A 21,931-nucleotide genomic window follows, 5' to 3' on the forward strand; every position below is an offset into this window, starting at 1 on the left:
GAAAGATGTGTATCAATCGATTATTCTCACTGCTCCCTTATCGGCGGAGCTTACCATGCTGGCGTATGCCTTCAGACTCTTCGGCACGTAACGGTCACGGGTGACGGGTGTCATCGGGCGGGCAGCCAGTTCTTCATCCGTTAGTCGCACGTTAATCGTCCGGGCCGGAATATCGATTTCGATAATATCTCCATCAACAATTTTCCCAATATTACCTCCTGCTGCCGCTTCGGGAGACACGTGTCCGATACTCAAGCCGGAAGTTCCACCACTGAAACGTCCGTCGGTGATCAAAGCACATTCTTTTCCGAGATGACGGGATTTTATATAAGAGGTCGGATAAAGCATTTCCTGCATACCGGGACCACCCTTCGGACCTTCGTGCGTGATGACGACGACATCGCCACTGACGACTCGACCACCGAGGATACCTTCACAGGCTGCTTCTTGCGAATCAAACACTTTAGCAGGCCCGGTAAATTTCCAGATACTTTCGTCTACACCTGCCGTTTTTACAACACAACCGTCCTGGGCGATGTTACCTTTCAGTACGGCCAGTCCGCCGTCCTTACTATATGCGTGTTCAAAATCACGGATACATCCGGTGGCACGGTCTTTGTCCAGTTCTTTATAATACATGCCTTGTGAACCGAGTACGAGATTGAAACGGTTGGCGGCTGCACTGGAATATTTCTTGATAGCTTTCTCGCTGACATTCGGGCTGGTGATTGAATATTCGTTGATTGCTTCCGCAAGTGACATTCCGTCCACGCGACGTACGGTGGTGTCTATCAGTCCGGCTTTTGCCAGTTCGTCCATGATGGCGATGATACCGCCGGCACGGTTTACGTCCTGTATATGATATTTCTGTGTATTCGGGGCAACTTTGCAGAGACAGGGAGCTTTGCGGGAAAGCAGGTCGATGTCGTCCATCTTGAAATCGACTTCCGCTTCGTGGGCAACAGCCAGCAAATGGAGCACCGTATTGGTAGAACCACCCATTGCAATATCGAGTGTCATTGCGTTCAGGAAGGCTTCGCGGGTAGCGATGCTGCGCGGCAACACGCTTTCGTCTCCTTCGTTGTAATATTTCATGGCATTCTCGACAATCAGTTTAGCAGCGTCCTTGAAGAGTTGCGTACGGTTTTCGTGGGTAGCCACGATGGTTCCGTTTCCGGGAAGAGCCAGTCCGATAGCTTCGTTCAGGCAGTTCATAGAGTTGGCTGTAAACATACCGGAGCAGCATCCGCAGGTAGGACAAGCGTTCTGCTCGATATTGGCAACTTCTTCGTCGCTTACGCTTTGGTCGGCAGACTTAATCATTGCGTCGATCAGGTCGAGGTGCTGCCCGTTCCACTCTCCGGCTTCCATCGGTCCGCCCGATACGAATACGGTAGGGATATTCAAACGCATGGATGCCATCAACATTCCCGGCGTGATTTTATCGCAGTTGCTGATACATACCATTGCATCTGCCTTGTGGGCGTTGACCATGTATTCTACACTGTCGGCAATGATGTCACGGGATGGAAGCGAGTAGAGCATTCCGTCATGTCCCATGGCTATACCGTCGTCGATGGCTATGGTGTTGAATTCCGCAGCGAAGCATCCCAGCTTTTCAATCTCCGCCTTCACCAGTTGACCGATTTCATGTAGGTGTACATGCCCCGGCACAAACTGCGTAAACGAATTGACGATAGCGATAATGGGCTTGCCCATCTGTTCTTTCTTCATGCCGTTGGCTGCCCACAATGCACGGGCTCCCGCCATCCGACGGCCTTGTGTACTAAACGAACTGCGTAATTGCTTTTTCATTTCAATCTGTCTTTTAATTAAAGAGCCTCTCTCACAAGTGAGAAAGGCTCTAAATTTTATCTTTTATGGTACGAACACATACAACACAAAAACCTTCCTCACGCTCTTGATGGAATCACCACGACGCGAATAATATGCAGGACTGCCAGGTTTAGAGATGTATGTAGCATATTCATATCTTCTTTTCTTTATTTTCGTGCTGCAAAGGTAAGGGCTTTTTTATTATCTCCAAACAAATCGAAGAAAAAAATCACATAAAAACTAATAATTGTAAGATAACAGCGGTATTATTTCTCTATTTTATCACTTAAAGGTTGAATTTACAACTATTATACAAGTATGCATTCCACAGAACCTTTCTAACAAAAGCACTTAATAATCTGAAATTTACATTCCCTATGTCCGTGTACAAGCAAATAATTCGTATCTTTGTCAACCCGTATCCCGGGATTTATTAATTTAGAAATATAAAATATCAGATGGAAACAGTAGAAAACAAGTACATTACCGTTGCATACAAACTATATACAATGGAAGATGGTAAAAAAGAGTTGTTCGAAGAAGCAAAAGCTGAACACCCTTTTCAATTCATTTCAGGTTTAGGAACAACACTCGAGGATTTCGAAAATCAAATGACCGCTCTTTCTAAAGGTGATAAATTTGAGTTTACCATCGAAGCAGATAAAGCATACGGTCAATATGACGAACAACACGTGATTGACCTTCCGAAAAATATTTTCGAGATCGACGGTAAGTTCGACAGCGAACGTATCAAAGAAGGAAATATCGTTCCTTTGATGACCGGTGACGGCCAGCGCGTGAACGCAAGCGTAGTGGAAATCAAACCGGACGTGGTAGTAGTTGACCTCAACCACCCGTTGGCAGGCGCTGACCTTATCTTTGAAGGCGAAGTGATCGAAAGCCGTCCTGCTACTAACGAAGAAATTCAAGAATTAGTAAAAATGATGAGTGGCGAAGGTGGCTGCGGTTGCGGATGCGACAGTTGTGGCGACGGTGAATGCGGCGACGATTGCGGTTGCGAAGGCGGACACTGCCATTAATAAATAATTTAGGCACGGATTACACGGATTTCACGGTTTTTTCAATTATCTTAAACCGTGTTCTCCGTGTAATCCGTGCCTTTTTTTATATTATTTCAGCATCCTTTGTGTGTCATTATATCGAGTACCATTTTATCTGTCTCGTTCATGGCTTGTGAGCCGATTCTTGTCAGGTTACGGATGCTTTGGTCTACGTCTTCATCAATAATTCCTTCTACGGAAGTCACGCAGCGGTCTTCCATCGCCATCATGGCAGACAGGACGGCTGTTGATACTCCGGTCGTTACTTTTAGGGCACAACTCGGTTTGGCACCGTCACAAATCATTCCCGTCAGGTTCGCAATCATATTTTGAACGGCAAAGGCGACTTGGTCGTAGTTGCCACCCATCAACCAGGTTATTCCGCAACTGGAACCCGTGGCGGCTACCACACAACCGCACAAGGCGGACAATCGTCCCAGGCTTTGTTTGATATAGATAACTGTAAGATGGCTCAACATCAGGGCACGGATCAGTTCTTCTTCGCTCTTATTGTTTTCTTCGGCAAAGACTACTACCGGAAGCGTAGCGGATATTCCCTGATTACCACTGCCGGAGTTGCTCATGACCGGAATCATGGCTCCTGCCATTCGGGCGTCACAGGCGGCTGAAGTATAAGAGAGGATATGGCAGAATACGCTATCGCCCATCACTTTATGTTCGTAAGTGCCGCGGAGCATTTTACCCAAGCAATGTCCGTAGTTGCCTTTGAAGGCTTGTTCGGCGGCGGCTTTGTTCAGGCGGGCGGTGTCGAGGATGAAACGGATTTCATCCAGTGGAGCGGTCAGGGCGAAGTCGTAGACTTTACGCAGGTTCAGTTCGGGAGAAGCGTCTTCTTTCTCTTCACTGGCTGTATGTTGCTTGTCAAGCAATACCTGTTCGTCTTTGGCTATATATATAAAGGTAGTGTGTCCGCCGGCAATGATGGTTTTGGCGGTTTTGCCCGCAGCCTTGCAAATGACTTCGATGTAGAGCTTTTCGGTGATATCGTCTTTCAGGGAGATGCAGATTCTCTTTTCAGCAATGAACTGTTCACCTTGTGCTACAGCTTCGGGTGTGCAGTCTCTCAATACTTCCAGTTGATAATCAGACTTACCGATTAACGCGCCCAAGGCAACGGCTATCGGAAGTCCTACCATACCTGTGCCGGGGATTCCTACTCCCATAGCATTCTTTAGTATATTGGCGCTCAACAATACTTCGATTTTCTCCGGTTTCTCGCCCAATGTTTCGGCTGCTTTCGCAACACAAAGTGCCACTGCAATAGGCTCCGTGCATCCGATGGCAGGAATCACCTCTCTTTTAACCAGCTCTATAATTTGCTTTCTTTCTGACTCAGTCATGAACATATAAGTTTTGTTTCTATGAATGTTTCCACAAAAATAGAAAATTCTTTTCTATCCTACACAACTTAGTGAACAAATAAAATCGCATTTTGTTATAAATTCTTGTGATAACCCAACTTTAACAGCAAGAATAAAGAAAAATGAAAGCAAAACACGTGATTTTCTATTTGCTATTAGCTATTATTTCGTCTTCTTGTATTCGCGACGAAGCTCCCAATGCAGAGGCAGATATCCTCAGTTGCAAATTGCCGGAAGTAGCAATGACTACCAGTCCCATCATCAATAATAACTCAGTAACTCTCTTTGTCGGTCCGGGAACGGATGTTTCGGCACTTGCGCCGGAGTTTATTCTGACGCCGGGGGCGACAATCAGTCCGCAAAGCGGAACAGTACATGATTTTAATTCTCCGCAGAAATATATCGTCACAGCCGCCGATGGCGTTTGGAAAAAAACTTATACGGTGTCCGTCATAGATACGGAGCTTGCTACAAACTATCAATTCGAGGATACTTTGGGCGGAAAGAAGTACTATATCTTCGTGGAACGTGAGGGAGATAAAGTAGTAATGGAATGGGCAAGCGGAAATGCCGGCTATGCCATGACCGGAGTACCCAAGACGGCTGATGACTACCCAACTTTCCAGGTGACGGAAGGTAAAGAAGGAAAATGCCTTTCTTTGGTGACGCGCAGTACGGGATTCTTCGGAAGTTTGATGGGTATGCCTATTGCTGCCGGGAATTTGTTTATCGGTTCTTTCGACGTGGGCAATGCAATGAGCAATCCCTTGCAAGCTACGAAGTTCGGGCTTCCTTTCCGGTATGTGCCAACTTACCTGGCAGGATACTATAAGTACAAGGCAGGAAATAAATTCACGGAAGGAGGTAAGGAAGTAGATGGAAAACGTGACATATGCGATATATATGCTATCATGTACGAAACGACTGAATCTGTCCCTACCCTTGACGGAAGCAACGCGTTCACCAGTCCGAATCTGGTTTCGATAGCTCGTATTGACAACGCTAAGGAGACAGATGAATGGACATATTTCAAACTTCCCTTCACTACCCTGCCCGGTAAGTTTATTGATAAGGAGAAACTGAAGAATGGAAAATATAATGTTGCCATCGTATTTACATCAAGCCTGGAAGGGGCATACTTCAACGGAGCTATCGGAAGTACTTTACTGATTGATGAAGTCGAATTAATCTATCACTCGGAGAATTAATTTTATAATAGACAGAAAGATGAAAATTTATCCTTATATATTCAGTTTTCTCGCTTGTATGGGAATAGCCTTGCCGGGGTATTCACAAGTGGACAGAAATGAGACACTTATCCGCTCCGCCCTGCGCGGGCTGGAATATGAAGTAAAAGCAGGAATCAGTATCGGCGGTACGGCGCCGCTTCCCTTGCCGGTGGAAATCCGTTCAATCGACGGTTATAATCCGACACTTGCCATTACTATCGGCGGCGAAGTCACCAAATGGGTGGCTGTTCAAAACAAACTGGGCATCATCGTCGGGTTGCGCCTCGAGAACAAAGCGATGACGACCGAAGCTACCGTAAAGAATTACAATATGGAGATTCTCGGGCAAGGCGGTGAAAGAATCAGCGGCGTATGGACGGGTGGAGTGAAAACCAAAGTACATACCGCGGGGCTGACTATTCCTTTAATGGCAACTTACAAACTGACTAACCGATGGAATATAAAGGCAGGCCCCTACTTCTCCTATATTCTTTCAAGGGAATTTTCGGGACATGTGTACGAAGGGTATTTGCGTGAGGACGACCCTACCGGACCTAAAGTAGAATTTACGGATGGAAAGATTGCGACTTATGATTTCTCCGACGACTTGCGACATTTCCAGTGGGGATTGCAGGTAGGAGCCGGATGGAGAGCATTCAAACATCTCAATGTGTATGCAGACCTCACCTGGGGACTGAATAATATTTTCAAAGATGATTTTCACACGATTACTTTCGCCATGTATCCTATATATTTGAATATTGGTTTCGGATATGCATTCTAAAGAAAGGTATATGTTTTAAATTAGAAAGCGGGGCTGCCTGAACGATATTTCCTCGTCAGGCAGCCCCGCTTTTTATTTCTACAAGATTAGTTTTTATCAGGGTTCTCCACCTGTTTCACTCCCAGGAAAGAAACTTTCACTGTCTGTTGCAATGCAGGCACTTTCACGTTGATAGTCATATTCGCATCCATATCTTCCACCGTTCCCGCTACGATAACGTTGCAAGTTCCCAGAGCAGCGGCATCTCCCTGGAAGGTAAGGTCTTGCTGCCCCGTATAACTGGAAACGCCCTCTTCCTTCTTCACCGCACATTTATCTATCACAATATCCCCGAATTTCAATATCTGTCCGTTCAGGAACAGTTCAAAGTCCTTCAGTTCTATTTTTATTTCCGTATCGCTGACCTGCGAGAATGTGATAAACTTAGGCAGTCCGTCAGCTATGACAATCTCCTGGTCGGAACCATCCGCTATCATGGAAATATTCAGGTTTCCCCAGTAAGTCCCTACTACATCGGGAGCTGTTATCACCGCTTCCTCACCGGGTTCGTTACCGTTGTTCTTCTTGCTATCGTCATCGTCATCGCTGCTACAAGCAGAAAAGAGAGTGACGGAACATACAAATGCCAATAAATACAATAGATTCTTTTTCATACGTCTTCAGTTAAGTTATTATATAAAATCGCCATTTATAAACCGAATTGAAGAAAAAAGGTTCAATATGCTTCCTTTTTTGAAGATATTTTGAGTTCACAACAATCTTACCAAAAACTTTGTTATATTTGCATACAGTAATTTTAAAAAAGCCACGACTATGTTTAATTCATTTGGCAATATCTTTCGACTCACAAGTTTCGGTGAGTCTCATGGAAAAGGAGTTGGGGGAGTGATTGACGGTTTTCCTGCAGGAATCACCATCGACGAAGAATTTGTACAGCAAGAACTGAATCGCCGCCGTCCGGGACAGTCTATCCTTACCACACCACGTAAAGAAGCTGATAAAGTTGAGTTTCTCTCCGGTATTTTCGAAGGCAAATCCACCGGATGCCCTATCGGTTTTATCGTATGGAACGAGAATCAGCACTCTAGTGACTACAATAATCTGAAAAATGTATATCGTCCTTCACACGCTGACTATACTTACACCGTGAAGTATGGAATCCGTGACCACCGCGGCGGCGGACGCTCTTCGGCACGCGAAACGATTTCGCGCGTTGTAGCCGGTGCTTTGGCCAAGTTGGCGCTCCGCCAGTTGGGAGTCAGCATCACCGCTTATACCTCGCAGGTAGGCGCCATAAAACTGGAAGGTACGTATTCTGATTATGACCTCGACCTGATAGAAAGCAACGACGTACGCTGTCCCGACCCGGAAAAGGCGAAGGAAATGGCAGACCTTATCTATAAGGTGAAAGGGGAAGGCGACACCATCGGCGGCACGCTGACCTGTGTCATCAAAGGATGCCCCATCGGACTGGGGCAACCGGTTTTCGGCAAACTTCATGCTGCCCTGGGCAATGCCATGCTAAGTATCAACGCTGCCAAAGCATTCGAATATGGCGAAGGATTCAAGGGACTGAAGATGAAAGGTTCGGAACAGAACGATGTTTTCTTCAACAACAACGGACGAATCGAAACGCATACCAACCACTCCGGTGGCATCCAAGGCGGGCTGAGCAACGGACAGGATATTTATTTCCGGGTAGTTTTCAAACCGATTGCCACCATATTGATGGAGCAGGAAACAGTCAACATCGACGGAGTGGACACGACGTTGAAAGCCCGCGGACGTCATGACGCCTGTGTACTGCCACGTGCCGTGCCTATCGTAGAAGCGATGGCTGCCATGACGATACTTGATTATTACCTGCTGGATAAGACCACGCAGCTTTAATAATTTTCCAATGTGCTAATTATTCAATATGAACGAAATTCAGAAATATATTGCAGCGAACGAGCCAAAGATAATGGAGGACTTGTTCAGTCTTATCCGTATTCCAAGTATCAGCGCACTGCCCGAACACCATGACGATATGTTGGCATGTGCAGAGCGTTGGGCACAACTATTACTGGAAGCCGGAGCGGATGAAGCATTGGTAATGCCTTCCAAAGGCAATCCGATTGTCTTTGCACAGAAAATAGTAGACCCGGATGCCAAGACTGTTTTAATCTACGCCCATTATGACGTAATGCCTGCCGAACCATTGGAACTTTGGAAAAGCCAGCCATTCGAACCGGAAATACGGGACGGACATATTTGGGCACGTGGCGCGGATGATGATAAAGGACAATCTTTCATTCAAGTGAAGGCTTTCGAATATCTGCTTAAAAACGAGTTATTAAAAAATAATGTGAAGTTCATCTTCGAAGGAGAAGAGGAAATCGGTTCTCCGAGTTTGGAATCCTTCTGCGAAGAACACAAAGAACTGTTGAAAGCAGATGTAATCCTCGTCTCGGATACGAGTATGCTGGGAGCAGAACTTCCCTCGCTGACTACTGGTCTGCGCGGACTGGCTTACTGGGAGATAGAAGTCACCGGACCGAACCGGGACTTACATTCCGGACATTTCGGTGGTGCGGTGGCTAATCCCATCAACACGCTTTGCCAGATTATCAGCAAAGTGACGGATGCCGACGGACGGATTACCGTTCCCGGATTCTATGACGACGTGGAAGAAGTTCCGCAAGCCGAACGGGAAATGATTGCGCATATTCCTTTCGATGAAAAGAAATATAAAGAGGCAATCGGCGTGAAGGAAGTGTTCGGGGAGAAAGGATACAGCACGCTGGAACGCAACAGTTGCCGTCCGTCTTTTGACGTGTGCGGTATATGGGGCGGATATACGGGAGAAGGTTCGAAGACCGTACTTCCTTCCAAGGCTTACGCCAAAGTCTCCTGCCGATTGGTTCCGCATCAGGACCACCATAAGATTTCTCAAATGTTTGCTGATTATATCCGCAGCATCGCTCCCGATACGGTGCAGGTGAAAGTTACCCCGATGCACGGCGGACAGGGATATGTATGCCCTATCTCTCTTCCCGCTTATCAGGCGGCAGAGAAAGGTTTCGAAATAGCTTTCGGAAAGAAACCGTTGGCAGTGCGTCGCGGTGGCAGTATTCCTATCATTTCCACTTTCGAGCAAGTGTTGGGAATCAAAACTGTATTGATGGGATTCGGACTTGAATCGGATGCTATTCATTCGCCGAATGAGAACTTTTCACTGGATATTTTCCGTAAAGGTATCGAAGCGGTGGTCGAGTTTCATAAGGAATATGCAAGACTCTAAAAGAGTGAAATACCACACCCGATAGAAAGATAAAAAAGAGAACGGTGGACAAATGCTTGGATACAAGTCTGTCCACCGTTCTTTTTTATTTATAGATAACGAGTCTTTACATCACCGGAGTCTGGAAAAGGAATGTAAATGATTTGCTGTCTTTCAAATCCTTCACTGCGTCACCGGCATATATCTCACCATTCGCCAAAGACAATTTCTTGATGCTTGCTTTCGGACTGAAATCAATCTTCTTCAAATCCAGCCAAAACAAATTCGGAGTTAAAGTCGATTCAAAATAATAGACCTTGTTCTTTTGGTCAGAAACGGTACGCCAACGGGTAGAGGAGATATAAGGTTTGTCGGGAGTTGTAATTCCGAACGGAACGGAAACATTACGCATTACGCTCAACACACTGGGTACTGCGATTTTAGCATCGGAAGTCTGAGGAATGGCATGGATATAGAAAGAGGCGCGTACAAAACGGTCACTCGAACGGTTTGTGCCCGGAAGCATTTGCAGACCACCCACTTCTTTCCAGTAATCGTTGATAGCCAACTGGTATTCGTAACGGGGAGAGTTTGTCATCACCTGATATTGTTTTCCTTCATGGATGCTCAGTTTCCCGTCCAAGTATTCCAATATCGCCGTATTTCCCGTTTCATCGGTTATAGCGAGATGCAGCGTCGATTCCGAACCATTCGGCAGACGAGGGGCGTCGATGCGGAATGTCTCTTTCTTCAGTTCATTTACCGCTTCACGCACGGTGGCAAAATTATCCAGCACGTATTGCGTCCAGATGCTTATCCCCATCACCGGACGGGTATCTCCCGGCAATGAATAAATTGTCTCCGGCAGGAAGAGCAGGCTCGCTACCAGTCCTTTTTCATTCATCCCGTCGCAAGTACCTATATCATAGCCTGTGGCAACGATACTTCCATATTTGGATGTCCAATTCAACGTTTTTTCCTTATTATGTCCCGTACGCTGGATGCCACGTGGAAACACGTAAAGGTTTGAGTGAAGGTCTTCCTTCCAGTCCATCGTACGGCCGGTTATCACCATTTGCTCCGGCCCTATATATACTGCGCGCGTACACGCTTCTACAGGCTGCGTGCTCCCTAGAGAGATGGCAGCCAATAATAATGCAACTCCTGCTAGCTTCTTCTTCATTTTCTTTTTGGTTTAAATAATTGATACTCTTATTTATATAACAACAACCATAGGATGGTTATTATTTGAAAGAAAGACGAATTTAATGAAAATAAAGGATTTATCCGAGCATTTCTCTGCCCTTTTCAGTATCGACCTAGTTAAAAAAACTTGTCGTTGGAAGGAAATGCTGTTTACTATTTGTTATTCCACTCTCATTTCGTTATTTTTGTGGACAGAAGAATTTACTAAACTAAAGGAGAGGACAAATGCGTATGAAACAAAAAATTAGCATTTCACGGTTTCCAGCTTGCCTGGGTTTGCTCCTTCTGCTGACTTCCACTCCGCAGTTGCTCTCTGCACAGGAAGGTAATGACAGTACCCGCATTATGCGTAATGATTTGCTGAAACAACCGGAAGGTACATTGTTTCAACATTCTACATCTGATTTATTTCAGTATGCCATGCCTGATTTGTTCCCGCCTTCAAAGTTCAAGGATACTCCTTCTCCGAATTTATCCAAGCAGCTATTTTACTTTCCACCTGATTTTTCACATAAAGGAGAAATCTATCTGCCTTATCAGATTAATCCTTCTCCACTCTTCAAAGGTGATTATAGTACAAGCGGCATATTATGGCAATTTCCTCACGGGGCTATGTTCGGTTCCGGTTCACAAACAAGCGTGCCGGGCATCGGGCTTTTCAACAACGCTTCGTTAGGCTATCAGCACATTTTCAATGACAGGTTTGAATTACGTCTCCAGGCAGACGCTATGAAAATAAATATGATGCACTCTACCGGACAGGTATTCAGCACTTCGGGAGCTTTGCTTTATCACGCTTCCGACCGTGTCGCTTTCAAAGTATTCGGTTCCTATGACATTGGCAATTCGTATGGAATGAGCACTCATAGTTATGGTGCTACCATGTCTGTCGATATGTCCGACCGTTTTAATATGGAAATGGGTGTACAGCGCTATTACGATGCTATGCGGGGACGTTGGGAGACAGTTCCTGTCGTTATTCCTTCTTATCGTTTTAATAATAAGTTCAACCTGGGATTGGATGTAGGCGGAATCCTGTACGAGATTCTCCGTGATGTTGTTTTTGACAAACGCGGGGGTGGCGATTATGGCGGCGGTCCTACGATTGGACCACCCCGTACATTCTTGCCTATTCGACCGAGATAATCAATCGCGCTTTTTTCTTGAATTATATGAAACAGTCAGTCAACAGACTGATTAGGAACAAAAAGATGTGTAGATGAACTTATTCAAACCAGTACTGAAGTAAGCAGAATCATGTACTAGACTTGCTCAAGTCTCCTACATCATTTCATTAAGTGTAGTACTTGTTCGGGGCAATTCTACTACTGAATAATAAAAATAAAAAAACGCTTTCAGCTTTCAGTTCTTCAAAAAAGCCCCTTTTCATCGAAGGTTTTGGCTGAAAGCGAACCTGAATGCAGAATATATATACCCCGCTTGGTGGACATATAGATTCAGCATGATGGATATATAGATTCACCGTGGTGGATATATATGCCTACCACGCTGAGTATATAGATTCACCGGCAAGGCTGAAAGCACTGAATGCACTACCCCTTGCTTACAGCATATTCCTGCAGGGGATGATTTTTTCCGCTTTCAGCCGCTATCCCCTTCTATCAAGGCGTTTGCAGACAAGACTGAAACGGCTGAAACCGGATAATAGTGTGAATATTCAGTAAGAGGGTATTGACTGGGTTATACTCATCAGACAAGATAACACTCCCACCATAGTAAAAAGGATTCGGGAAAAAATATCAGTTGTCCGGATACTTGCACTACTCAAAGTTCTTTCGGTACGTACATCCGTTTCTCCATTCGGAGCATCCGTAGGCTGTTTTCCCTTTTATAACCGTTCCCTTGCCACAAACCGGACAAGGTTGTCCGACTAATGAATCCGGGTTATTGACCGTTTTCTTCTCTTTAGGAACACTTGCCGCTTTCCGTTCACGCTTTTTGGGTTCTTTCTTCGCTTTCTCTTCGGCTTTGGCGGCTACTGCGTCCTGAATAGTGATACGACGATTCGTATTATCAGACAGTACACTCATCACGACTTCCGAAACCATTTGTTTCAATTCTTCGAGGAATTGGCGGGCATCGTATGTTTTCTTTTCAATCTCGCGCAGCTTCTTTTCCCAAATACCTGTCAGTTCCGCCGATTTCAAGAGTTCTTCGTGGATTAGTTGCACCAGTTCCACTCCTGTCGGGGTAGCAATCAGGTTCTTTCTCTCTTTGCGGATATAATTCCGTTTGAACAGGGTTTCTATAATAGCGGCACGGGTAGACGGACGGCCGATACCGTTCTCTTTCAAGGCATCTCGAAGTTCGTCATTATCCACCAGCTTTCCGGCTGTTTCCATTGCACGGAGCAAGGTCGCTTCCGTAAAAGGTCTTGGCGGCTGTGTCCATTTCTCGTTCAAGTCAGGGATGTGAGGGCCGCTCTCCCCTTTCACAAAGGCAGGAAGAACATTTTCGTCCTCGTCTTCTTTCTCTTCGGCGGAGTCCTTCACGTCTTTGGCGAATACGACACGCCAGCCCGGTTCAATAATCTGTTTTCCGGTGACTTTAAATTCTATCTTATCCACTTCACCCATTACGGTAGTAGTCGAAATCTTACAATCGGGATAAAACACCGCTATAAAACGACGGGCTATCAAGTCATAGACACGACGTTCCATATCGGTAAGGTTTTGAGCATAAACCCCGGTAGGGATAATGGCGTGGTGGTCCGTCACTTTCGAGTTGTCAAATACCTTTTTCGATTTAGGTAATGTAGAACCGTTCAACGGGGCAGTCAACACTTCGTAATCACGAAGTCCTTTCAGAATGCCGGGGCATTTCGGATATATATCGTCACTAAGGAAAGTGGTATCGACACGCGGATAGGTAGCCACTTTCTTCTCATAAAGAGACTGGATAAGTTTCAGCGTCTCATCAGCAGAATAGGCGAATTTCTTGTTGCACTCCACCTGAAGGGAAGTCAAGTCGAACAAGCGCGGAGCATATTCCTTTCCGTCCTTCTTGCCGACACTGGTGACCACAAACGGCAGGTCTTTGATTCGCTCTACCAAGGCTTCGCCTTCTTCACGATTGGCGATGGGGTCGATGCCCGGATTGTCTATTTTCTTTTTTCCACCGTTCTTCTCTTCTTCCGCCGCTATTTCTTCATCACTCTTGCGGATAAGGGCAGAGAAGGTAGTGTCGCGATAGTTTGTCTTCAACTCCCAATATTGCTTGGGTTGGAAATTGGCGATTTCCAATTGGCGGTTGACAATCAATGCCAGAGTAGGCGTTTGTACACGACCGATAGAGAGCACTTGCTTGTTTTGACCGTACTTAATCGTATAAAGACGGGTAGCATTCATTCCCAGCAGCCAGTCGCCCATGGCACGGGAAAGTCCCGCTTCGTATAATGACTGAAAATCCGTCTGGTCTTTCAACTTGGAGAAACCTTCGCGAATGGCTTCTTCTGTCAACGAAGAAATCCACAGACGCTTCACCGGACAACGGGCACCCGCTTTCTGCATCACCCAGCGCTGAATCAATTCTCCCTCTTGCCCGGCATCACCGCAGTTGATGATTTCATCCGCGTTCTGCATCAGCCCTTCGATTACATGGAATTGCCTTTCGTAGGTAGGGTTCTCTATCAGCTTGATACCGAAACGTGGCGGAATCATCGGCAGACTGCTCAGACTCCATGATTTCCAGTTAGGGGTGTATTCATGCGGTTCTTTCAGGGTACAAAGATGCCCGAATGTCCAGGTCACCTGGTATCCGTTTCCTTCTATATATCCTTCTTTTCTGGTATGAGCGCCGAGTACTTCGGCTATATCGCGTGCTACAGATGGTTTTTCGGCTATGCAAACTATCATTTTTTTCTCTTCTTGTTTTAGACTATCAATTTGCAAAGTTACACGAATATTTGTCTAAAAGAACAATATCCCACAAAATATGTTACCTTTGCAAGAGTAGAATTCTTATAAAAAAGAACAGGTATGATTGATTTAAACCGCAAATTGCCCATCGGAATACAAACTTTCGAGAAAATTCGCAAAGGAAATTATCTGTATGTAGATAAAACTGCTCTTGTCGGGAAAATGGTGTCCACAAGCGTTCCTTATTTCCTTAGCCGTCCCCGACGTTTCGGAAAAAGCCTGTTGATTTCCACTTTCGAGGCTTACTTTTTGGGACGCAAGGACTTGTTCGAAGGACTAGCCATCTCACAAATGGAAGTTGACTGGCAAGTCTATCCGGTTTTTCATATTGACCTGAATGCACGCAAGTATGATTCTCCGGCAGATTTGACAGCGATGCTCAACCAACACCTGGAGAAATGGGAAGCAATCTACGGAACTGAAAAGCAAGACCGGCAACCGGAAGAACGATTCGCCTATATTATAGAACGCGCATGCGTACAAACCGGAAAGCAAGTAGTCGTATTAGTAGACGAATACGACAAGCCTCTCTTGCAGGCTCTGGACAATCTGCCTTTGTTTGAAGAATACCGTAAAATGCTAAAAGCATTCTATGGAGTATTGAAAAGTGCTGACCGCTATTTGCGTTTCGTCTTTCTGACAGGTGTTACCAAATTCTCACAAGTCAGTGTATTCAGTGATTTGAATCAACTGAATGACATCAGCATGAAACCGCCTTATGCTACCATTTGCGGCATCACCAAACAGGAACTGATAGATACATTTACTCCGGAACTGGATAAGCTGGCCTCATACAACCGGATGACACCGGAAGATACAATCCATAAGATGACTGCACTTTACGACGGGTATCATTTCTGTGAATATGCAGAAGGTGTGTTCAATCCGTTCAGTGTATTGAATGTGTTCGACGGATATAAATTTGAGAATTACTGGTTTCAGACAGGAACTCCTACTTTCCTTGTCAAAATGCTGATGGATAGTAACTATGATTTGCGGACGCTCATTGACGGAGTGGAAGCTAACGCAGCGTCGTTCAACGAATACCGGGCAGAAAGCAGGAATCCTATTCCGCTGATTTATCAAAGCGGGTATTTGACGATTAAAGAATACGACCCTCGTTTCAAGACTTATCAACTCGCTTTTCCCAATGATGAAGTGAGATATGGCTTTATGAATTTCCTTCTGCCATTTTACTCTAATATTCCCGATAATGAACAAGATTTCTATATTGGCAAATTTGTCCATGAGTTGGAAAGTGGCAATATCAACGCCTTTCTAACCCGTCTCCAAGCCTTCTTCGCCGATATACCTTACGAACTGAATGACCAGACAGAGCGGCATTATCAGACTGTTTTCTATCTGATATTCAAGCTCATGGGACAGTTCACACAAGCAGAAGTACGCAGTGCAAAAGGACGGGCCGATGCAGTTGTCAAAACACCAAAGTATATTTATGTATTCGAATTCAAGCTGAACGGCACAGCCGAACAAGCATTACAGCAAATCGAAGACAAAGGGTATCTTATCCCTTATCAGGCAGATGAACGGGAAGTAAAAAAGGTGGGAGTAGAATTCAGTACCGACACACGGAACGTCAGTCGATGGCTGCCCGAAGAATAAGAGAAACATCCACAGTTTCCAAAGAAGAAAGAAGTGATTGCCTTTATATGAAGAGACAATCACTTCTTTTTCTGTTGTATCTGACTGGAAAACTATTGAAATCTACCAGTCTTTTCTGAATGCATAATAATCGGCCAGCGAACCGGACGTTTCAATCATCGTCATGTAAGCATAAGAGTAATCCGGCGATTCCAGTAGGGGATTCATATCATACAATATCCCCAAAGTCATCGAAAATGTTCCGGTTAAAATACCCTCATCACCATAATCTATATACGTCAAATCATCAAATACAAATATCTTATCATTAATAACCGTAGTTTCGTCTACCAAAAGAAACAGGTTGTTTTCTATCACTTCCATTTCGTCATAGGACATTTTACTAGACATCATCGGTACAGAAATCGAACCATATTTTGCCAGCTCCAACCCGGCTATCGGTTTCAATTCCGCTCCGTCGGCATAAGGGTTGAGGAAAGCACTGATAGGACTCCATGCGTAGTCAAGGTATTGTCCGGCAGAAATACCTCCCTGCACACTGCGGAGTGAAGAAGTGGTTTCCGGCGTGTCCGTCAGTGTGACAAGTTTACCGGGCATGGTTTCTTTCAGGGTTTTGATTAGTTTGGCGTAGGACGCGTCGTTCATTGGCGGCATTCCTGCCTTGCCATAGTCGGAACCTTCATCCCAAAGGTTCACTCCGTCCAGTCCATAGATATCGACAGCCACTTTGACCTGCGCGGCAAAGTCTGCCACTTGTTCGTCGGTCAAGTTACAGAAACCAAGTCCTGTGCCCCCTCCCTTGATTGTGAGACAAACTTTCATGCCACCTTGCCGCATCGGTTGAATGTATTTATCATTATGCTTTAATACATATTCCATATCCGTGGTATATCCCAACATAGCACGCCCCTGTTCATTTTTCAACATAGCAGTACGGACATTCAGGATATCGACAACCGGAGATAACGGAACGACAGGGACAATCTCATAAGGATCCCAAATCATCTTTTCGACTTTCCTTGTAAGCTGGTCGGCTATCAACGGATTCATCACTTCCGTATTTACGTAAGCAACAATTGTAACATCCCGTTCTCCACGTGCCCCTTTGTCAAAGGTATGGATGATATAATCTAGCCGTCCATATTCCTCGCCCGTTTCCGTATCAATGGCAGTAAGAGGATATATAAAAGCCTGTCCACCCATCAGTTCTGCGTCCCGTATGAAAGTAAGTTTTATCTTCGATGACTTTCGCTGCCCGGCAGGAATGGTGATAGTTCCCTCCGTTGCACCGTTTACTTTCATATATCTATACACCCCTCCTTGCCAGGAAAGAATAGAAGTGACCATCATATTATGCTCTTTCTTAAAAAGTTCACAATAATCACTCTTATATTGGTCATCATCTTCCCTGAATCCTTCATCGACAGCAACAGTTAATGTCAGATTCTTTTCAGCCGGTTTTGCCAGTTCGAAATAAATTTCGTCTTCCAGTTCGGCGTCAGGGTTTTCCGCTTCATTGGTGTTGCCGATATACAGGTTGATAATATTCGACTTCGGCTGTTCGACGCTATTCAAAGCTCCTACACTTTCCAATGTCTCACCGGCTTCCGTAGATTTACCGTGCGACACGTCCGGGTCAATTATCATGGCATCTTCCTGGCAGGCAGTTCCCAATAAAAGGAATACGGTCCATATCCAGGCGTATTTTATTATTCGTTTCATATGTCTATCTATTTTTAAGTTCATTCGCTACTCTCCTATTCCTGATTCACTTTAGGAACTTCAATGCCCGAAGGCCATAGTTCGGCATCCGTTTTCGGATAAACAGATGTATAGTCGCTGCCTGTCCAGTAATTGACTACTTTTGCGTCATTACCATTTCCCGTGCGGTCGACAACAACTGTTCCCGTGCCCTCATCAAATTTCCAGTAGGCACGCAAGTCCGGTTGTCCCTGCGGCTCGGGGATGTCGTACATATTCTCCCATATTTGCTCTGCGGTACGTGCCACGCTCCAGATACGCGCTTCGCAGATTTCTCCGTCAAACTGGCGGCTGGGGTCGTGCGACTCTCCGTAAGAACGTCCGAAATAGAAGTTGAAGTCGCCACCGTTTCCTTACTCGTTGTCCGGTTTCTTATCACCCAAGCTGACGGTAGTCAAATCGGTAGTACCATGGTTGGTGTCTATGCTTTGCAACTTGCCGTTTACATAGAAGGCAATTGTCTTCGTCGCCAAGTCCCATGTCATAGCAATGTGGTACCATTCGCCTGCCTGCAAGAGTTTCGAGTTGCTGGCTTCGGGGAATTTCCCGAAAGAGGTCTGTACCTGCAACTGCTGGCGCGGGTAGCTCGCATCTCCGATTCGCAGGCAGAGATATTGCTCGATGCCCATCAAAGAAGAGATTTCTTTCTCGAACTGGCTCACCCGTACAATCACTTCCATCGTGATAGCCGGCAGGTTATTCACGACATCTGCCGTAGGACTGCCCAGGTCGAATCCCGGCACGGTGACATAGACATTCTTCAGATTCATCGCCGTGGTAATGGCACTTGAGCGACGTACCAGATAATACATGGTACGCGAACCGTCCATAAGGCCGATTCCTTCGGCTCCGCCTATGGTAAGCGGGCAAAGATAGGTGACATCAATTTCCAGTTCGTCCAATTTGGAGAAGTGGAGATTCACGTCTTCGGAAGTGGTCTTTCCTGCAGGAATGACTACGGAAGGTTTCGACAATTGAAAATACTTCTCGGACAGCGCCTCGTATTGAGTGCCGTTCTTCGCATTATAACTGTTGACTAATGCTTTGTCTATATTGAAATGAACGGTGACGTCACTTCCTGCCGGATAGGACAGCTTCGCCGCAAAGGTTTTGGTCTGTTCCGTCACCTTGCGGTTAAAGGTGAAGGTTTCAGCATTCTTCACGGATGCCACATTCAGGTAGGCAGAGTTATCGAATGGAGAACGGTTGCTGTAATCCGTATTATCACATGCAGCCGCAAGTAACAGGGTCGCAGCTACGATGCAGTAGTAAAAATAGTGTCTTCGCATAGCTTGACGGATTTAATGAACCGGTGCAGGATTCAGAAACTGAATACCGCCACGGGTCTGTTTATAAATAATATCAGCGTCGTAGTAGTCGGCAGATATGTTAAATATGGCAATACCTCCCAACGGTCCCATAGTGAGGGCGCTAGATGCAGCACCGGTAATGGAGTTCCGCGTCACTCCGTTATAATCGGTCAGCGTGGCGCCGGGGACAACTGCCAGCAGCAAGCGGTCGGCAGCCGTTTTCCCGTGGTCCGTAGCAAGGCGGACGACCACTTCCACATCATACTCGTCTGCGGCAGACGAGATGTCCAATACGAAGTAATCGAAAAGGCTGCGGGACGATTCGGGAAGCATGGACGGGGTTCCTTCAAAAACCAACAGGCAGTCGGTTTGTCCCAAGGCGTCGGTCATGTTTTTTATTGTGGACGCATCTACGGATGAAGAGGAGCCCAGCGTTATTCCGTCAAATATTCCTTTACGGACAGCGTCGGTGGCTGCGGAAATGGAATTATTCAGTTCTTCCTTAGCCGAGGCGTCTATATAGTATAGTACCCGTGTGCCATAGTCCGCACGTACCAGTTTCATGTCTTCACGGTCATAGTCGGAAAGGCGGTTTGCATTACGCATAGTTACTATATCTATGCTATCAGGCAGAGAGCGCAGAAAATCTTTTTCGCTCGAAGATACTTCCGGTGCATTGTCCAGTCTTGCGTAGACCAAAGCGTGTTTCGATGCTTTATACGCCCGTAGTTTTTGGGTGTAGGCAGCGTATTGCTCCGGATTCTGTTCTTTGAATCCATTTATTTGACTATCGTGAATTTCCAGTTCTGTCCAATCATCGCAGCCGATAGGGACGAATACCAGAAAGATAGCCAAACATAGATTGAATATTGATTTATAGTTCATACTCTTATTGATTTAAGATGTTCTATTGAGTTCATTTTTTTATTCCCTAATTCCCCGAATGGTTCTTTGTGTCCCACCAGAGCCGGGTTCCGGCAGCGTCGGGGCCATTCAGCATTTGCACGGCCTGTCCGATATAGGCAGGGTTCGAGTTATACTCATCAGCAGGGAAAGGCAGGCGGCGGGGGCCGATGGTTACGTCGACACTGTTGTCCGGGTCTTTATTTTCCACCGCGGGCAGCAGCTTCGGATAACCTGTGCGGCGGTGCTCCGCCCATGCTTCCACGCCCAACGGGAAAATAGCAATCCACTTCTGCGTGATAATACGTTCAAGATTCTTTTCAAAATTTTCGGCGCCCGGTTCCCAAGCAATAGTAATGGTACTGACGGCAGGATGGCTGTATTCCCCCATCGGGTCTACATAGTCGGCAGGAATTTTTTCGCTATCCTTTGCGTATGCGTCGGCTCCGGACGCTTTGCGTTCGTCGAAAGATAAGAAGATTGCTTTTTCATACAATGCCTGTGCGTCTCCGCCCATTGTCCAGCCACGCAATGCGCCTTCGGCACGAAGGAAAGTCACTTCGGCGGCATTCATCCAAAGGTAAGGGTCGGTGCTGCTGATTACCTGTTTGGAGTAAAGGTTAATCATGTCGTCTTTCTTCTTGGTGAAGATGCCGATGCGTACTCCGTAGTAATCATATACGTCCACTTTCTCACCTTCCTGGTCTACTGTCTGCACTCCCTTGACAAGCATTTTATCCAAGCGAGGGTCGTCATACCCCTTCATAATAGAGACAAGGTCGGCACTGATCCGATAGTCGCTCCAGTTGTTGAACAGCAGTTCGGAGCGATTTTCCGCGACGTGCAGCAAGGCATTGTCCTCGTTCGATTCGATGACTCCGGCGGCTACGGCAGCTTCGGCGACACGCTTTGCTTCGGCAGGATTCACATAACTCATTCGCATGGCGATACGCAGACGCATGGAATGGACGAATTTACGCCACTTGGAGATATTTCCGTAATAAAGGTCTTCCAGTTTGCGGAAGGCTTCTGAGGAGAGGTCTTTGTTTTCTTCCAGTATGAGGTCGGCTTCTTCCAGTTCTTTCAGCATTTGCGTGTACACTTGTTCCTGCGAATCGTAAGGCACAGCCAAGTCTTCGCCGGTGTTGTCGCTGCTCATCATTTTGGAGTAAGGAATCGGGCCGTACATATCCGTCACACGATGCATGATGCATACGCGGAGAATCTTTCCGAGAGCCAGCGCCACCGGTTCATCGGTCTTGTTCAACATATCGCGGTACTGCGGATACATCTCCGTGATAGGGTCGGCAAAAGGAGATTTGAGCCACCCCTGTTCGGGATTGAATGTGGAGAACTTCATCACCCAAGTGTCTACAATGCCTTCCAGATAACCTCCGTAGGCTCCGCCCGCCATTGCGTCCATGAACTGGTAAAGGTGTTCCCGTGTCGGGATAACCAGTCCCTGCATTCCTCTCAACGTCGCACCGATAATATGGTTCTCACGTTGCATCTCTTCCGAATCCGCTTCGTACATGCTACGGTTGATGTCACTGTCGAAACAGCCGTTCAATGGCAGCATACATACGGAAAGGATTAGTATTTGAAGGTAATATATTCGTTTCATGCCAATCATAGT

General features: G+C 46.0%; 16 protein-coding genes and 1 pseudogene. 8 read left to right on the forward strand and 9 right to left on the reverse strand.

All coding sequences use genetic code 11. From position 1 onward, the window contains the following. Positions 1–12 precede the first annotated feature (12 nt). Positions 13–1,815: a dihydroxy-acid dehydratase gene (gene ilvD, locus BacF7301_RS25400; protein WP_167966981.1), complete on the reverse strand. Its 1,803-nt coding sequence runs from the start codon at positions 1,813–1,815 to the stop codon at positions 13–15. Between the two features lie 479 nt (positions 1,816–2,294). On the opposite strand from ilvD, the gene BacF7301_RS25405 reads away from it, so the two are divergent. Next, on the forward strand, positions 2,295–2,876 hold the full coding sequence (locus BacF7301_RS25405) for an FKBP-type peptidyl-prolyl cis-trans isomerase (RefSeq protein WP_167966982.1): 582 nt from the start codon (positions 2,295–2,297) through the stop codon (positions 2,874–2,876). Between the two features lie 95 nt (positions 2,877–2,971). Here BacF7301_RS25405 and BacF7301_RS25410 read toward each other — a convergent pair whose 3' ends face one another. After that, the gene (locus tag BacF7301_RS25410) at positions 2,972–4,258 is read right to left on the reverse strand and encodes an L-cysteine desulfidase family protein (RefSeq protein ID WP_167966983.1); all 1,287 of its coding nucleotides are present in this window, start codon (positions 4,256–4,258) and stop codon (positions 2,972–2,974) included. 143 nt (positions 4,259–4,401) lie between these two features. Here BacF7301_RS25410 and BacF7301_RS25415 point away from each other — a divergent pair, with 143 nt between their 5' ends. Further along, entirely contained in the window at positions 4,402–5,487 is a 1,086-nt protein-coding gene (locus tag BacF7301_RS25415; RefSeq protein ID WP_167966984.1) for a PCMD domain-containing protein, read from the forward strand. A gap of 19 nt (positions 5,488–5,506) precedes the next feature. Then, a complete protein-coding gene (locus tag BacF7301_RS25420) occupies positions 5,507–6,292 on the forward strand; it encodes a porin family protein (protein ID WP_167966985.1) in 786 nt (261 codons plus the stop codon). Positions 6,293–6,378: 86 nt separating this feature from the next. Here the strand turns inward: BacF7301_RS25420 and BacF7301_RS25425 are convergent, their stop codons facing one another. After that, positions 6,379–6,945 (reverse strand): calycin-like domain-containing protein, encoded by a 567-nt coding sequence (locus BacF7301_RS25425; RefSeq protein ID WP_167966986.1) that lies wholly within the window; start codon positions 6,943–6,945, stop codon positions 6,379–6,381. A gap of 160 nt (positions 6,946–7,105) precedes the next feature. Here BacF7301_RS25425 and aroC point away from each other — a divergent pair, with 160 nt between their 5' ends. Both aroC and BacF7301_RS25435 read left to right on the forward strand, forming a co-directional pair. Continuing rightward, positions 7,106–8,182 carry a chorismate synthase gene (aroC, locus tag BacF7301_RS25430; RefSeq protein ID WP_167966987.1) on the forward strand — a complete coding sequence of 359 codons (1,077 nt, stop codon included), beginning with the start codon at positions 7,106–7,108 and terminating at the stop codon, positions 8,180–8,182. A gap of 28 nt (positions 8,183–8,210) precedes the next feature. Next, positions 8,211–9,575, forward strand: coding sequence for a dipeptidase (locus BacF7301_RS25435; protein ID WP_167966988.1), 1,365 nt, complete (start codon positions 8,211–8,213; stop codon positions 9,573–9,575). A 106-nt stretch (positions 9,576–9,681) separates the two neighbouring features. On the opposite strand, the gene BacF7301_RS25440 is transcribed toward BacF7301_RS25435, so the two are convergent. Further along, entirely contained in the window at positions 9,682–10,737 is a 1,056-nt protein-coding gene (locus tag BacF7301_RS25440; protein ID WP_167966989.1) for a linear amide C-N hydrolase, read from the reverse strand. Positions 10,738–10,985: 248 nt separating this feature from the next. On the opposite strand from BacF7301_RS25440, the gene BacF7301_RS25445 reads away from it, so the two are divergent. Together BacF7301_RS25445 and BacF7301_RS25450 are read left to right on the forward strand one after the other, a co-directional pair. Beyond that, positions 10,986–11,906, forward strand: a complete 921-nt coding sequence (locus tag BacF7301_RS25445; RefSeq protein ID WP_209319482.1) for a hypothetical protein — start codon at positions 10,986–10,988, stop codon at positions 11,904–11,906. 338 nt (positions 11,907–12,244) lie between these two features. Then, a complete protein-coding gene (locus BacF7301_RS25450) occupies positions 12,245–12,445 on the forward strand; it encodes a hypothetical protein (protein ID WP_167966991.1) in 201 nt (66 codons plus the stop codon). A gap of 96 nt (positions 12,446–12,541) precedes the next feature. On the opposite strand, the gene BacF7301_RS25455 is transcribed toward BacF7301_RS25450, so the two are convergent. Further along, positions 12,542–14,635: a DNA topoisomerase 3 gene (locus tag BacF7301_RS25455; protein ID WP_167966992.1), complete on the reverse strand. Its 2,094-nt coding sequence runs from the start codon at positions 14,633–14,635 to the stop codon at positions 12,542–12,544. Between the two features lie 123 nt (positions 14,636–14,758). Here BacF7301_RS25455 and BacF7301_RS25460 point away from each other — a divergent pair, with 123 nt between their 5' ends. Then, on the forward strand, positions 14,759–16,321 hold the full coding sequence (locus BacF7301_RS25460; protein WP_167966993.1) for an ATP-binding protein: 1,563 nt from the start codon (positions 14,759–14,761) through the stop codon (positions 16,319–16,321). Between the two features lie 102 nt (positions 16,322–16,423). Here the strand turns inward: BacF7301_RS25460 and BacF7301_RS25465 are convergent, their stop codons facing one another. From BacF7301_RS25465 to BacF7301_RS25480, 4 genes and pseudogenes are all read right to left on the reverse strand, one after another. Continuing rightward, complete coding sequence (locus BacF7301_RS25465; protein ID WP_245208301.1) at positions 16,424–18,043, reverse strand: glycoside hydrolase family 18 protein; 1,620 nt, start codon at positions 18,041–18,043, stop codon at positions 16,424–16,426. Positions 18,044–18,078: 35 nt separating this feature from the next. After that, a pseudogene (locus BacF7301_RS25470) lies at positions 18,079–19,371 on the reverse strand (DUF1735 and LamG domain-containing protein). A 12-nt stretch (positions 19,372–19,383) separates the two neighbouring features. Next, the gene (locus BacF7301_RS25475) at positions 19,384–20,277 is read right to left on the reverse strand and encodes a glycoside hydrolase family 18 (RefSeq protein ID WP_167966994.1); all 894 of its coding nucleotides are present in this window, start codon (positions 20,275–20,277) and stop codon (positions 19,384–19,386) included. A gap of 46 nt (positions 20,278–20,323) precedes the next feature. After that, entirely contained in the window at positions 20,324–21,928 is a 1,605-nt protein-coding gene (locus BacF7301_RS25480; protein WP_167966995.1) for a SusD/RagB family nutrient-binding outer membrane lipoprotein, read from the reverse strand. Between the last annotated feature and the right edge of the window lie 3 nt (positions 21,929–21,931).

This window comes from Bacteroides faecium (assembly GCF_012113595.1).
Taxonomy (GTDB): Bacteria; Bacteroidota; Bacteroidia; order Bacteroidales; family Bacteroidaceae; genus Bacteroides; species Bacteroides faecium.